Here is a 14,786-nt window from a genome sequence, read left to right on the forward strand (position 1 = left end):
TCCAGCGTCCAATCATGCAAGCTCGAACCCGTGCGCCCGGCGGCGCGCCCTCAGCCGGTTCGATTTGCGCGATAATCGCCCACTCCCGCGCGATCACCGCGCACTCACGCGTCGCTGCCCACGATGAAAAAAACCGACCTCGACCGACGCGACTGGATCGCCGGCCTCGAAAAAGGCCTGGCGATCCTGGAAGCGTTCGACAGCCAGCACGCGCGGATGACACCCACCCAGGCCGCCGCCCGCACCGGCCTCACGCGCACGGCCGCGCGGCGCTACCTGCTGACGCTCGAATCGCTCGGCTACGTGTACACCGACGGCAAGCTGTACGGCCTCACGCCGCGCGTGCTGCGGGTCGGCTGGTCGTACTTCGATTCGGCGCGGCTGCCGCGCACGGTCCAGCCCTATCTGCAGCAACTGAGCGCGTCGCTGAACGAATCGGCGTACGTGAGCGTGCTCGATGGCTGGGAACTCGTATTCATCGCGCGCAACGGCGTGTCGCGCGTGATGACGACCGGCTTCGTGCTCGGTGCACGCGTGCCGGCGCCGCTGACGTCACCCGGTGTCGTGCTGCTCGCGCATCATCCGGATCGGGAGGCCGTCCGCGCGTGGCTCGCCGACGCCGAACTCGCGCCGTTCACGCCGCACACGATCACCAACAAGGCACGACTGCTCGAACAGGTCGACCACGCGCGCGACGCGGGCTTCGCGGTCATCGAGCAGCAACTGCAGGTCGGCGTGCGCGGCATCGCGGTGCCGTTGAAGAACCGTCATGGCGAAGTCGTCGCGGCGCTGAGCACGAACATGCCGATCGGCACGGAATCGACGGACGCGGCCGTGCGGCGCGTGCTGCCGCATCTGCAGGAAGCCGCGCTGGCGATGCTCAACGTGCTGTAGGGATTGTGCGCAAGCGCGCACGCCGTCCGTCCCCCTGACGGTCACCCGATCCGCCACCAGCGCGGCAGCAGATCGCGCACCTCCCGCCGCCGGTAACGATCGTCGATCAGATGCACGACGCCCTCGTCGTGCTCGGTGCGGATCACGCGCCCGGCCGCCTGCACGACCTTCTGCAAGCCCGGGTACAGATACATGTAGTCGTAGCCGTTGCCGAAACGCGCATCCATCGCGCGCCGCATCTGTTCGTTGACGTCGTTGACCTGCGGGAGCCCGAGCGTCGCGATGAACGCGCCGATCAGCCGCTCGCCGACGAGATCGACGCCTTCCGAGAACGCACCGCCCAGCACTGCGAAGCCGACACCGCGCCCGCCCGCGTCGAAGCGCGCGAGAAACGCATCGCGCTCGCTTTCTGCCATGCCGGGCGCCTGGGCCCACACGGGCACGTCCGGATGGCGCGTCTGCATCAGCGCGACGACGCGACCGAGATAGTCGAAGCTGCTGAGAAAACCGAGGTAGTTGCCGGGCCGCGTCGCATACTGCGCGGCGATCAGGTCCGCGATCGGTTCGAGTGAACGGTCGCGGTCGCGCCAGCGGGTCGACACATGGCTGGCGACGCGCACGGTCAGTTGCTCGGCGCGAAACGGCCCGTCGACGTCGAGCCAGCCCGTGTCGGCCGGCAACCCGAGCGTGTCGCGATAGAAATGAAACGGACTCAGCGTGCCGGAAAACAGCACGGTCGCGCGCGCGGCTTCGTAGCGCGGCGCGAGAAAGGCGGCCGGAATCACGTTGCGCACGCACAGCGTCGACTGGATGCGGCGCCGGCGCCCGGCCGGCGCGACGCCGTCGAGCCCCGACTGGCGCGGCAGCGGCTCTCCGTGCAGCGTCGCGTCGAAGATCGACGCACTGTCGAACGCATCGGCGAGCACGCCGAACTGGATCGCCTCGAAATGAAAGCGCAGCAGCGCGTCGCCGTTCGCGCGCGGCGCATCGGTCAGGTGTTCGCCGATCGCCGCGACGAGGTTCTGCACCGCCGACACGATCGGACCCGGAATGTCCGGATAGGCCGCATAGCGCTCGGCCTGTGCGCGATTGACCGTGCCCCATGCGCGCGCGAGCCGGTCGAACGCCTTGCGCAGCGCCGCCGGCGCCGCCTCGCGCGCGGCCTCGAACGCGAACGGGTCGAGCGACGCGCTGTACATCCTGCGGGCACGATCGAGCAGGTTGTGCGCTTCGTCGACGAGCACGCCGACACGCCACTGGTTCTGCTGCGCGAGCGTGTGCAGCATCGCGCTGCCGTCGTAGTAGTAGTTGTAGTCGCCGATCACCATGTCCGACCAGCGCGCAAGCTCCTGCGAGAGGTAGTACGGACAGACGTCGTGCGCGAGTGCAGCCTCGCGCACGGTGCCGCGATCGAGCAGCCCGGCGCCGATCGCCGCGTCGCGCGCGGCCGGCAGCCGATCGTAGAAGCCTTGCGCGAGCGGACACGATTCGCCGTGACACGCGCGGTCCGGATGCTCGCACGCCTTGTCGCGCGCGACGAGCTCCAGCACGCGCAGCGGCAGCGCCGGCGTACCGGCGCCGAGCGTCGTGGCCGCCTCGAGCGCGAGCGCGCGGCCGGGCGTCTTCGCGGTCAGGAAGAACACGTGATCGAGCTCGCCCTCGCCGCACGCCTTCAGCAGCGGGAATACCGTGCCGAGCGTCTTGCCGATGCCGGTCGGCGCCTGCGCCATCAGGCAGCGTTCGTCGCGCGCCGCCCGATAGACGGACACCGCCAGCTCGCGCTGACCGCTGCGGAATTGCCCATGCGGAAACGCCAGCGCACGCAGCGCCGCATCGCGGGCCGCGCGATGCGCGGTCTCGCGCTCGGCCCAGCCGACGAAGCACGCGCATTGCTCGGCAAAGAACGCGGCGAGCACGCCCGCGCTGAGTGTTTCCGTCAGCACGGTCTCGCGCTCGGACACGATGTCGAAATACACGAGCGCGACGTCGATTTCCGCGAGGCCGCGTGCCTCGCACATCAGGTGCGCATAGACCTTCGCCTGCGCCCAGTGCAGCGCGCGGTGATTGGCCGGCATCGCATCGAGGCTGCCGCGGTAGGTCTTGATCTCCTCGAGCCGGTTCGCGACCGGGTCGTAACCGTCCGCGCGTCCGCGCACGGTCAGCGTGCCCCACGTGCCGGTCAGCGCGATCTCGGTTTCGTAGCGCGCGCCGCGCTTCGACGTGACCGCGCCGTGACCGGCGATGCCTTCGAGCGCGGTCGGCGCGGGCGTGAAGCGCAGGTCGAGATCGCCGCGTCGCGCGGTGAACTCGCACATCGCCCGCACGGCGACGACATAGCTCATGCGGACAGCCCCGCTGCCTCGGCCTGCGCGACGTCGGTGCCCGCCCATTCGACATCGACGACACGCACCGGAATCCCGTGCGCAAGGCAGTACGCGAGCCAGCGCGTCTGGTTGTCCTGCAGCCGGTCGCCGGGGCCCTTCACCTCGATCAGCTCGTAGCGCCGCTCGCCGGGCCAGAAACGCACGAGGTCGGGCAGCCCCGAACGGTTGCTGCGGATGTCCGCGAGCAGGCGCATGAACCACAGCCGCAGGTGCTCGGGCGGCAGGCAGGCCAGCGCCTCGTCGAGCAGTTCGTCGGTCAGCACGCCCCAGAACACGAACGGCGATTGCAGCCCCGACTTCGTCGCATGGTGCCGGCGGATCGTGTCGCGGTATGCGCCCGAGTCGAGCTGGGCGAAACAGGCGGCGAACGCGTCCGTGCGGCGCACCGCGAAATCGGGCGCGTGCAGGTCGGCCGGGCCGCGCTGGAACGGGTGAAAGAACGCGCCGGGCACGGCCGCGAACACGGGCTCCCAGCACAGCAGCCCGAACAGCGAATTGATCAGCGTGTTCTCGACGTAATGAACCGGCGCGTGGGGCTGCGCAAGATGGTCGCGCACCGCGAATTCGACGCTGACGAACGCTTCGGGACGCGCCAGCACGAGCGTTTCGCGCGGCACGTGCGGCGCGCTGCCCGCGCGTTCGACCCGCTGCCCGAGACGCCGCTGCAGGCGCGGCAGCATCCGCTCGACGCGCTGGCGTTCCTCGTCGCTTTCGAAACCGCCGCGCGCCTCGAGCGCCAGCGCGAGTGCGTCGTCATCGCGTCCGCAGCGTTCGAGCACGCGAATGCGCCGATGCCGGCTGCCCGGCCACGCGCTGCGCGCATACGCGTCGAGCGCGGCGGTCCAGTCGGCGCGCCGCTCGCAGGCTTGCCCGAGCGAGAACAGCAGCTTCGAGCGGCGGGTCGCGAGCCACGGCTGCGCGCAGCCGACCGCGTCGATCGCCCGCAGCAGGTCGTCGAACGGCAGGTCGTCGGGCCATGCGTCGAGGGCTTCGCGGCAGGTCTGCAGCGCGAGATACGCATCGACGTCGGCGCGCTGCTGGAACGCACGCGAGGACGGCGCGAACGGCACGCTTTCGTACTGGAACACGCCGAGATCGGCGAGCACGAATTCGCTCCAGTCCTGATGGAGATTGCCGAAGAACATCAGCCGCAGCCGGTCGCACAGCGCGCCGACCGTCACGCGCAGCACGCAATCGTCGGCCTGCGCGCACCATGCGTCGAGCGACTGCGCGACGTCGTGCACGAGCCGCAGCCGTTCGAGCCAGTCGGGCTTGCGCTCGCCCGCGTGCGCGGCGAGCGACGGGAACGCCTTCAGCAGATCGGCCTTGGTCGACAGCGCGAACAGCTCGTCGAGCGTGAGCGCGGGCGCCGGATCGATCCAGCCGAGTGCGACGAGCGGCGCGGCTGCGTCGAGCGTGCTGCCGATTTCGTCGTACACGAGCTTGCTCGCCCGGAAGTCGGATCCGCTGCGCATCAGCATCCGCACGAGCAACGCGCGCGACGCTTTCGGCAGCTGCGCGAAATGCCGGAGAAACGCGTGTTCGTGCGCGTCGAGCAGGTCGTCATAACGCTCGCCGAGCCAGGCCAGCGCGCGTTCGAAATTGGTCAGGTAGTAAAACGCCGGAGGCGTCGGCGATGCAGGCGTCACGGGGGATCGATCACTGTACGTTTGTACAGGTAGCAATCATATCAAATGTGACGAAAAATGCCGCACGCCGCAGCGCCCGCCCGCCCGACCCGCCGGCGCCAATCCGGTCAGAACTGGTAATTCACCGACATGTCGAACACGCCGTTCGTCGACTGCTGCGTGATCGGGCTGCGCCTTGCGCGGCCGACGAGCTGCTCGATCGCGCCATCCACCGTCACGAACCAGTGCTTGTTGACGAACCAGACCATCGTCACGCCGGCGCCGAACGACTTCATCCCGGCTCCCGGCGAATAGGTCGACAGGCCCGAACGCGCGGACGCCCCCTGATTCACGCCGAACCAGCCGTTCATGTAGCGTGAATCGGCGAACGACACGGTCGGGCCGGCGAACCAGAAGAAGTGCTCGTTGCTGCCCGGCATCGGCATGTACGCGGAGAAATCGCCGACCCAGCCGTTCGAACCGCCGATGCTGCGCCGGACATCCGCACGCAGCACGAGCGGGAAATCCTTCGAGATCACGTAATCGGCCGCGAGCTTCATCACCGGCGCCGCGTTGATGTTGTCGAGCCCGTTCAGGTGGTCGAGATCGTCGGCCGAGCGGCGCCCGAGGTCATAGCCGACCGACAGGCTCACGCGCCAGTTGGGCCCGCGCAGCACGTTCGCGCCGAGCCCGTCGCCCGTCGACAGGAAGAACAGGTCGCGATAGCGCACGTCGAAATTCGGGCCGCCCATCACGCGGTAGCGGTCGGAACCCGCGTAGCGCGGCTGCAGCGTCATCGCGGCGCCCACGCTCACCTGCCACGTGGGGACGGTCGGATTGAACAGCTTCTGCAGCGGCACCCCCGCCGAGTATTGCCATTCGCCGAGCGGCGAAGGCGTCTGGGCCGACGCGTCGCGGGCGCCGGCGGCCGCGAGCGCGGCGAAGGCCGACAGGCCGGACACGAACCGGCGGGTGGCGGGTGACAGCAACGGGCGAGCAACGGTCATCAAGGCGGTCTCCGTCGGTTGTGCGAAACGAACCTGCAGGAAAGCGCGTCGCGCTGGTCCAGCTGCAAAGGCAGGCAGCTGACGGCGCGAACGTAGCGTGCGCTGAATTAACGAACATCCTACGCGAGGCGTAGCGAACCCGCAAAGCGCCCGTTGAGCACGGGCACTTTGCCGGTTTCCGACACGAGCGGGCGGATGGTTGCGGAATCAGAAACGCTCGACGTGGTAGTCGCCGGCGAGCGCGGCCGGGCTGCGCTTGGACATCATGCGCGAGAACCCATCCGCGAGCCGCCCGAGCGCGAGCTGCTTCTGGCTCGCATCCCAGTGCGTGTAGGTGTCGTAGGCGGAATCGTCGAACGACACGGTGACGGCGACCGGGCGGCCGCTGGCGCGAAAACCGATATGCAGCACGCCGCCCGGCAACTCCTCGATGTGATAGCGCAATGAGCGCGACTCGAAATAGCGGCCCAGCACCTGGGCGATCGCGCGCTTGTCCGGTGATTGCACGTGAATGTCCATGATGGTCCTCCTTTCAGTGATCGCGCGGCCCGCCGCGTTACGCTGCGCCCGCCCGGCATCCGCATCGGCGGCGGCTGCGACGGCGGATCGCCATGCGGCGGGCCCAGGGGCACGGGCGGATCCACCGGATCGTCGTGCTCGGGCAGCGTCGGGTGGGGATCGACGTCGGGTGTCGGTTCGGGACGGTGCAGCATGGATGGCGTGTTCATGTCGCTCCTGCGCGGCGGCTCGCGCGTGTCGATTGGCGCGGCGACCGTACGCAAGCAGCGTGCCTGCGCATCATTGCCGACACGCGGCGCGTCATCCGTCCTAAGCTCCAATCAGCAGCGACACGATGCGCCCTTCGGCGGCGCGCTTCACCGCGAGCGCGAACTGACTCGGACGGCGCGCATCGTGCGACCAGCGCCCCGCGTAGACGGTGTGTGGTTCAGCCGGCGGCGGGTGCGAGGTGTCCACCGGTCCGGCCGGCTCAACAGGCTGCGAGCGTCCCGCCGCCTCACCCCGCACGGGCACGGCGCTTGCGCTTTTCGTTACGTGTAAGGAGGTTCGATCATGACCGCTCATGCCCCCGGCCGCCGCGATGCCGTGTCTCCGGCTGCCGGTAGAGTCCTGCGCGCCGCGTCGCGCAAGCCGTCTGATGACAAGACGGAGGAGCGCATCGACGAAGGGCTCGATGAGAGTTTCCCGGCCAGCGATCCGCCCGCCGTTGGCGGTGCGACCCGTATCGACCCCGCGAAGCCGTCCGGCCACCGCGAACGTCGCGCGCCCGACGCCCCACCCCCGCCCCGCGATCACGGCTGACGGCGGCACCCCGGCCCACCTTGCGCGGCAGCGTAGCGCGGGACCGGCACAACCGGAGTGAAGTGATGAACCGCATCGAACGTGCATGGAACGAAGTCAGCGGCGCCGCGGGCGTCGCGGCACTGGCCGCGATCGAGAGCGCGCTGGTGCTCGCCATCGTTGCGATGACGGGCGTCGGCCACTGATCGTCGCTGGCCGTCGCTTGCGGCCCGGCCACGGCTACCGCCGTGGAAGATGTACAAGCCGACTGGCAAATTTCTCCGTGGCCCGGCCGCGCGGGCCGCACGCGTGTCGATTGAAGGAGGCACGCGTTCTGCTCCCGGTTCGTCTCGCTCACGAAGGAGGCGTTCATGTATCGCGTCAATGAAATCATGTCGCGCGACGTGGTATGCGTCGCGCCGACCGACACGATTCGCCATGCGGCCCAGTTGATGCAGCGCTTCGACATCGGCGTGCTGCCGGTCTGCGACGGCAACGAGCTCGTCGCGATCGTGACGGACCGCGACCTCGCGGTGCGCGCACTGTCGCACGGGCATTCGCCCGACACCCCGGTGAAGGCCGTCGCCTCCGCGCCCGTGCAGTGGTGTGTCGAGGACGACGGCGTCGGCGATGTCCAGCAACGAATGGCCGACTTGCAACTGCACCGGATGCCGGTGCTCGATGCCAAGCACCAGATCGTCGGCATCGTGTCGCTGGGCGACATCGCGACGCGCGCGGGCGGCCCGGCACGCGACGAACTGGCCAATACGCTCGAGGACGTGTCCCTGCCGCGCCGCCGCTGAAGCAGCCGGCCCTTACCTGCGCGGCAGCGAGCCACTGCGCCGCGCCGCTTCGACCAGGAGAAAAGCGATGACAACGGACAGACCGTCGCCCAGGCAGGCGCGCATCGTCGGCGACAGCGGCCGTTCGGCCGGCGGGCCGGGGCCGGACGTGATGGCCGCCGGCACGCTGCAGGGCGATCACGTCCTGACGATCGACGGCGACGACATCGGCAAGGTCACGAACATCATGCTCGACGTCCGCTCCGGCCGGATCGCCTACGCGGTCGTGTCGTCGGGCGGCTTTCTCGGGATCGGCGACAAGCTGCTCGCGGTGCCGTGGAACGTGCTGACGCTCGATGCTGAGCGCCACTGCTTCGTGCTGCCCGTGTCGACCGAGCGCGTGCGCGAAGCACCGGGCTTCGAGAAGGACCGCTGGCCGACGATGGCCGATCCGGCCTGGGCCGAGGCGCTGCACACGTACTACGGTGCGTCGCCGTACTGGCTGATCGAGGAAGGCGAAACGCCGCTCGACGCGCCGCCTTACGAGGCGTCGCCGGGCGGCCCCGAAAGCGATACGCGGCACTGACCGACGCGCGGCGGGACGGCCGTGCGGATCAGTGCGCGGCCGCGATCGAATTCTCGAGCGCGCGCGCGGCGCTCAGATGCGCCTTCAGCGTCGGCAGCGCGCTTGCCGCGAACGCGCGAAGCTGCGGGTCGCGCCCGTTGCGCGCTTCGGCCTCGTAGAGCCTGATCGCGGCCTCGTGCGCGTTCGGCCCCACCAGTGCGATATAACTCTTGTCGAATGCGCTGCCGTTCATGGTTCGCAGCGCCGTCAACTCCGGATCGACAACCATGCGCGCCTGCACGGGCACACCCTTTTGCGCGCCAAGGCGGCGCAATCGCGTGGCCAGGCGGTCGTGATCATCGATCATCCGCCGCGCAAAGGCCTTCACGTGCGGATTCGACGACCGATCGAGCGCGAGCTCGCTCGCCTGCGACTCCGTCTTGCCGATGATGCCGGCCTTGTCGACGAATTCGGCGTCGATGCCGCTCGGCCGCCGCGTCATGTCCGCCTCGTCGGCGGTCTCGCCGGGACGAATGACGCCCGGCGCGACATGAATCGACGATGCTGCCGGCGCCTGCGCATGCGCCGGCAGGAATGCCGGCGCGCCGAGCACCGCGAGCATGGCCGATACCAGCATGCATGCGGTGCCGGCAAGCACGGCAAATTGGTGCGGGTTACTGTCGTTCGCTTTCATCCGGACCTCCGGATCCGTCGACGGATCGATCTGGCCGAACGCTGCGGTCCGTCCGTCATGAGGGACGATGCGCGGACGTGAGGAAATCGGTCCACGCTCCGCCGCTCCATGCACCCTCGACGCGCTCAGTGGCGCCGACCGGTTCCCCCCGCCGCGTCGGCGGGCGATACGTCGACGATCACGCTGGCCAGCGTCGGCACGTCGACCGGCTTGCACAGATACGCATCGAAGCCGGCGGCCATCACGCGGCTCCGGTCCGCCATGCCCGCATGCGCGGTCACCGCGACGACGGGCAGGCGCCCGCCGCCGTCCGGCAAATGGCGAATGTGGTCGAGCAGCCAGAAACCGTCGCCGTCCGGCATCGCGAGATCGGACAGCACGACGCTCGGGTGCTGCCGCGCCACCACGTCGAGCGCGTCGTGTCCCGATTGCGCGGTCGACACCTGGGCGCCCAGCGTTTCGAGCGCTGCCGCGAGGCTGGCGCGCGACGTCGCGTCGTCGTCGACCACCAGCACGCGCCGGCCGTCGAGCGCGACCGCCGTCGACGCCCCGCTCGGCCGTACCGGGTGGCCGGTCGGATCGTCGGCACCGAGGTCCGCCGGCAGCATGACGGTCACGGTCGTGCCGCGCCCGGCGCCTTCGCTCGCCGCCGAGACCTCGCCGCCGTGCAGCCGCACGATGTTGCGCACGATCGACAGGCCGAGCCCGAGGCCGCGTTTCGGCAACGCGGGCGCGCCTTCCGGCCGGCTGAACGTATCGAACAGGTGCGGCAGGCGTTCCGCGGAAATGCCCTGCCCCGTATCGGCCACCGACAGCCGCACGCGCGCGCCGGCCGGGTTCAACGACACCTTGATGCGGCCGCCCGGCGGCGTGAACTTGATCGCATTCGACAGCAGGTTCGCCAGCAACTGGCGCAGGCGCTCGCCGTCCGCGGCGATCACGCAGCTGGGCATCGCGCACTCCGTCGACAGCTCGAGGCCGTTCGCCTCCGCGGTCTCGCCGAGTTCGCGCACCGCCTCCTGCACGATGCGCACGAGGTCGACCGGCGTGCGTTCGAGCCGCACGCGGCCCGTCGCGAGCGAGGATGCGTCGAGCAGGTCGCCGACCATCCGCGACAGCGATCGCGCGCTGCGATCGATCGCGTCGATCGCCTGATGCGCGAAGCCCTGCCCCTCGCCGCTGCGCAGCACCTCGACCCATCCGTAGATCACGTTCAACGGCGTGCGCAGTTCATGCGACACGGTGGCCAGCAGTTCGTCCTTCAGCCGGTTCGACTCGTCGGCCTGCATGCGCGCGTCGCGCGCGCCGCGCAACGAGCGCAGGTCGCGCTGCTCGCAGCGACGACGTTCGCGCGCCTCGCGCAGCGTCATCGACAGGCCGGTGCAATTGCCTTGCGCGTCGACGATCGGCGACGCCGTGAAGGTCGCGCGGAAGCGGCCGCCGTCGCGGCGCAGGCACAGGACGTCGAGCGGGCCGGCTGGCGCGCCCGCATTCGCGAACGACGCGGGAACGGGATGCAATCGCAGCCAGCGCGGCGCAATCAGCATCGTGACGTCGTGCCCGATCGCCGCCGCCGCGTCGATGCCGAAGAGGCGCCGCGCGGCCGGGTTCCAGCTCGTGATCCGCCGTGCGACATCGACGCCGACGATCGCGTCGGGCGATGCATCGACCACGCGGCGCAGCAGGCTGTCGTCGGGCGAGCGCGCCGGGGATACCGGTTCAGGTTCGCGGCGCGGCATGCGCGCGTCGTCTTCCGCATCCTCGGCACCGCGCAGCCGATCGTTGGCGAGCAGCGGCTTGACGGCCGTCACGAGCACGCACTCGACGAAGCTGATCGCGACGAAAGCGCCAGCTTGGGAGAGCAGGTCGGGCAGCGGCGCCTCGCGCCACCACAAGCCGCCTATCACGGCGATGCTCACGGCGCACGCGGCCACGCCGCCGGCGAACGACGTCAGCCAGGCTGCAGCCGCGACACCGGCGTAGAAAGGCAGCGGCGCGAACGGTTCGTGCATGCCGACGACGTGAATCGCCCACGCCTGCAGCGCGGCCGCCACCCCGACGGCCAGCACGACCCATATGCCCTGCCGAAACAGTTCACGGGTAAAGGTCCTCATCGTTTCCCTGGATCGCACCGGCAACCGTCGCTCGACGGCATACCGCCTCGGCGGTCGGCATCCGTCACGCGTGCCGGGCGAGCTACGTGGCGCAGCAACACGCGTGCCCAGTTGCGACGTGCCGCGCCATCGCCGCGTAACCGTGTTGATGCGTGGCTGCCCTGTCGCCCGGCCGCGTGCCGCGTTGGCTTACGCCGAACGCGCGCTTGCAAGTGCCTTTCGATTTTTCATTCGGCGGGTGTAAAAAGGCATCGCTGGCGTGCATGGCTGCCACATACCGACATCGCGATGCGGCGATCGCACATTTCTTCGGGTATCGCACCGGACATTGGAAATTTCTATGTCGCGGCACCTTTTGGGCCGTTCCGCTGTCGATGATAAATATTGCAACGAGGGAAACGCGCGGTGCCGATTTTCAAAACGGCCCGCTCACGCCTATGGCTGAAACCGCAAACCGTCCGAAGCAACGCGCCGACGCACGCCAGTTGTCCGGCCGCTCCACGGCGATGCGCACGCTGCTCGGCCGTATCGAGAAAATCGCGCCGACCCGCGCCAGCGTGATGATTGCCGGTGAAAGCGGGGTCGGCAAGGATATCGTCGCGCGCCGGCTGCACGACCTGAGCGCGCGCCGCGACGGGCCGTTCGTGCCCGTCAACTGCGGCGCGATTCCGGCCGACATCGCCGAAGCGCAATTGTTCGGCCACGAGAAAGGCAGTTTCACCGGCGCGATCGCGCAGCGCGAGGGGTTCTTCGAAGCCGCGTGCGGCGGCACGCTGCTCCTCGACGAGATCGCGGAAATGCCCGCGGCGCTGCAGGTGAAGCTGCTGCGGGCGCTCGAATCGAACACGATCGTGCGCGTCGGCGGCACCGAGGCGATTCCGCTCGACGTGCGCATCGTGTCGGCGACCCGCCATAATCCGGCCGAAGCCGTGCGAGACGGCCGGCTGCGCGAGGATCTGTTCTACCGGCTCGCCGCGTTCGCGCTGTATGTGCCGCCGCTGCGCCAGCGCAACGGCGACGTCGAGACGATCGCGCAGGAGTTCGTCGATGCGCTCAACGAGCGGCACCGCTCGCACAAGCGGCTGACCGATGCCGCGATCGCCGCGCTGCGCGCGTATTCATGGCCCGGCAACGTGCGCGAGCTGCACAACACGATCGAGCGCGCGTACATCCTCGCGGACGACGGCATCGACGTCGCGCTGCCGAAGCCGACATTGCTACCCGACCAGACGTCGGACGACGCAATGGCGCTGCCGCTCGGCGCCACACTTCACCACACGCAGCAGCGCTTCATCGCGGCGACGCTGGACCACTTCGACGGCAACAAGCCACAAGCGGCGAAAGCGCTCGGCATCAGCCTGAAGACGCTCTACAACCGGCTCGCACTGATGCGCGACGGCGGCCCCGCCTGAGCATCGCCGCGCGCGTGGCGCGCGGGCAACTCGACCTGCGTCACCCGGCGCGGGTCATGCGACCTTGAACTGCCCGACCGTCGTCGCGAGCGCGTTCGCCTGCGTCTGCAGCGCGGTCGCGGCCGCGGTCGACTGTTCGACGAGCGCCGCGTTCTGCTGCACCATTTCGTCGAGCTGCGTGACCGCGCGGTTCACTTCCTGGATGCCGCGCGTCTGCTCGTTCGCCGCATGCGTGATCTCCGAGATGATGGTCGTCACGTTGGTGACGTTCGACACAATCTCGCGCATCGTGTCGCCGGCCTGGCGCACCTGCCCCGACCCGGCCGACACGCTCGCCACCGTCGACTCGACCAGCACCTTCACCTCGCGCGCGGCTTGCGCGCTGCGTTGCGCGAGGCTGCGCACTTCCTGCGCGACGACCGCGAAACCGCGGCCCTGCTCGCCGGCTCTCGCCGCTTCCACGGCCGCGTTCAGCGCGAGGATGTTGGTCTGGAACGCGATCCCGTCGATCACGCCGATGATGTCGCCGATCCGGCCCGACGCTTCCTCGATCTTCCCCATCGTCGCCACCACGTCCGACACGACCACGCCGCCGTGCGACGCGATCCGCGATGCCGCGGCCGCGCGTTCGTCGGCCTGGCCGGCAGCCGCCGCCGACTGACCGACCGTCGCGGTGATCTCTTCCATCGACGCGGCCGTTTCCTCGAGGCTCGCCGCCGCCGATTCGGTGCGCGACGACAGGTCCTGGTTGCCCGCGGCGATTTCGTTCGCGGCCGTGCGCACCGATTCGCTCGCGTCGCGGATCTGCCGCATCACGTCGTTCAGCTTGTCGACGAAGCTGTTGAACGAGCGCGCGATATCGGCCACCTCGTCGCTGCCTTCGGCCGGCAGGCGCTGCGTCAGGTCGCCCGTGCCCGAGCCGATCGACGCCATCGCCTGACGCACCTGCGACAGGCGGCGGAACGCGGTCGTGGTGATCGCGCCGATGATCAGCGACGCGACGCCGACGATCACGACCAGCGTGATCAGCGACGCGGTCAGCAGCGAGCGCATCCCGGCCGTCGCTTCCGACTTGTCGAGCAGCACCAGCGCATACCAGTCGGTGCCCGGCACGGCCTGCGCGCGCACCAGCTTCGCGTCGCCGCCGACGTGCACTTCGACCGGCGCGGTGGCCGCAGCCAGCGACGCGGCGCTCATGCCGCCGAGGTCGGCCGACAGGTCGGCGACCGGCTTCAGCGTGAGCTTCGCGTCGGGATGCGCGACGACGTGGCCGCTGCTGTCGATCAGCATGCCGAAGCTCGCGGGCGTCGGGTGGATCGACTTCACGTTCGCGATCACGCTGTCCATCGCGACGTCGGCTGCGACGACGCCCTTCAGCGCGCCGTCGCGCAGGATCGGCACCGCGAACGTGACGACCAGGTTGCCGGTGCCCGCGTCGACGTAAGGCGGCGTGACGACCGGCTTGCCGGCCTGTGCGGCCTGCTTGTACCACGGGCGGCCGGTCGGATCGTAGTCGGGCGGGATGCCGGTCGGGTCGGAGAAATGAAACACCTTGTCCGCGTAGCCCGCGTACACGTTCGTAAAGCCGCCGGCCGCGGCCATCTGCTTGAACACCGGCAGCGGATCCGGCGACAGCGCGGCGTCCTGCAGCGACGCGATCATCCGGCTCTTGGTCGCGACCCAGTCGCCGATACCGACCACATGGCCGCTCGCGACGGAGGTCAGGTTGCGGTCGATCGCGTCTTCGTTGTACGAGTGCGCGATGAAATAGTTGATCAGCGTGGTGGCGACGAGCGCGAAGACGACGATGGCGACGCACGCGGCAAGAATGCGGGTCCGGATGGACGAGAACATGGCAACGACTCGGTAAGAGAGCGGGAACGCCCGGTGGACGAATTCACCGGGTAAACGGCATCCGCGCCGCTTACTTGAGGCCGTTGTGGCAATTCAATGAAACATATGAAGAAAGGCGCTGCCAGCGCGCAAGCGTGTTGTGGGCACGCGGGC

General features: G+C 69.3%; 13 protein-coding genes. 5 read left to right on the plus strand and 8 right to left on the minus strand.

Annotated features, from left to right (window positions below):
• The first annotated feature begins 123 nt into the window (after positions 1–123).
• Complete coding sequence (locus ACVK00_RS22860; RefSeq protein WP_006759962.1) at positions 124–894, plus strand: IclR family transcriptional regulator domain-containing protein; 771 nt, start codon at positions 124–126, stop codon at positions 892–894.
• A gap of 41 nt (positions 895–935) precedes the next feature.
• Here the strand turns inward: ACVK00_RS22860 and ACVK00_RS22865 are convergent, their stop codons facing one another.
• From ACVK00_RS22865 to ACVK00_RS22885, 5 genes are all read right to left on the minus strand, one after another.
• Positions 936–3,236 (minus strand): ATP-dependent DNA helicase, encoded by a 2,301-nt coding sequence (locus ACVK00_RS22865; RefSeq protein WP_284888998.1) that lies wholly within the window; start codon positions 3,234–3,236, stop codon positions 936–938.
• The gene (locus ACVK00_RS22870) at positions 3,233–4,927 is read right to left on the minus strand and encodes a VRR-NUC domain-containing protein (RefSeq protein WP_284888999.1); all 1,695 of its coding nucleotides are present in this window, start codon (positions 4,925–4,927) and stop codon (positions 3,233–3,235) included. The genes ACVK00_RS22865 and ACVK00_RS22870 overlap by 4 nt, the downstream gene beginning before the upstream one ends.
• Positions 4,928–5,034: 107 nt before the next feature.
• Complete coding sequence (locus ACVK00_RS22875; RefSeq protein WP_284889000.1) at positions 5,035–5,913, minus strand: MipA/OmpV family protein; 879 nt, start codon at positions 5,911–5,913, stop codon at positions 5,035–5,037.
• 207 nt (positions 5,914–6,120) lie between these two features.
• Positions 6,121–6,432: an ATP-binding protein gene (locus tag ACVK00_RS22880; RefSeq protein ID WP_006750981.1), complete on the minus strand. Its 312-nt coding sequence runs from the start codon at positions 6,430–6,432 to the stop codon at positions 6,121–6,123.
• Positions 6,433–6,741: 309 nt separating this feature from the next.
• Complete coding sequence (locus ACVK00_RS22885) at positions 6,742–6,888, minus strand: hypothetical protein (protein ID WP_284889001.1); 147 nt, start codon at positions 6,886–6,888, stop codon at positions 6,742–6,744.
• Between the two features lie 96 nt (positions 6,889–6,984).
• Here ACVK00_RS22885 and ACVK00_RS22890 point away from each other — a divergent pair, with 96 nt between their 5' ends.
• From ACVK00_RS22890 to ACVK00_RS22900, 3 genes are all read left to right on the plus strand, one after another.
• Complete coding sequence (locus tag ACVK00_RS22890) at positions 6,985–7,233, plus strand: hypothetical protein (RefSeq protein WP_284889002.1); 249 nt, start codon at positions 6,985–6,987, stop codon at positions 7,231–7,233.
• A gap of 350 nt (positions 7,234–7,583) precedes the next feature.
• Entirely contained in the window at positions 7,584–8,015 is a 432-nt protein-coding gene (locus tag ACVK00_RS22895; RefSeq protein ID WP_228909891.1) for a CBS domain-containing protein, read from the plus strand.
• 67 nt (positions 8,016–8,082) lie between these two features.
• Entirely contained in the window at positions 8,083–8,580 is a 498-nt protein-coding gene (locus ACVK00_RS22900) for a PRC-barrel domain-containing protein (protein WP_284889003.1), read from the plus strand.
• A gap of 28 nt (positions 8,581–8,608) precedes the next feature.
• Here the strand turns inward: ACVK00_RS22900 and ACVK00_RS22905 are convergent, their stop codons facing one another.
• Both ACVK00_RS22905 and ACVK00_RS22910 read right to left on the minus strand, forming a co-directional pair.
• Positions 8,609–9,253, minus strand: a complete 645-nt coding sequence (locus tag ACVK00_RS22905; RefSeq protein ID WP_284889004.1) for a DUF4142 domain-containing protein — start codon at positions 9,251–9,253, stop codon at positions 8,609–8,611.
• Between the two features lie 125 nt (positions 9,254–9,378).
• Entirely contained in the window at positions 9,379–11,367 is a 1,989-nt protein-coding gene (locus ACVK00_RS22910) for a hybrid sensor histidine kinase/response regulator (RefSeq protein ID WP_284889006.1), read from the minus strand.
• Between the two features lie 374 nt (positions 11,368–11,741).
• On the opposite strand from ACVK00_RS22910, the gene ACVK00_RS22915 reads away from it, so the two are divergent.
• Positions 11,742–12,779 (plus strand): sigma-54 interaction domain-containing protein, encoded by a 1,038-nt coding sequence (locus ACVK00_RS22915; protein WP_284889007.1) that lies wholly within the window; start codon positions 11,742–11,744, stop codon positions 12,777–12,779.
• A 54-nt stretch (positions 12,780–12,833) separates the two neighbouring features.
• On the opposite strand, the gene ACVK00_RS22920 is transcribed toward ACVK00_RS22915, so the two are convergent.
• Complete coding sequence (locus ACVK00_RS22920) at positions 12,834–14,633, minus strand: methyl-accepting chemotaxis protein (protein WP_284889008.1); 1,800 nt, start codon at positions 14,631–14,633, stop codon at positions 12,834–12,836.
• Positions 14,634–14,786 lie beyond the last annotated feature (153 nt).

It is taken from the genome of Burkholderia sp. PvR073, from assembly GCF_054055695.1.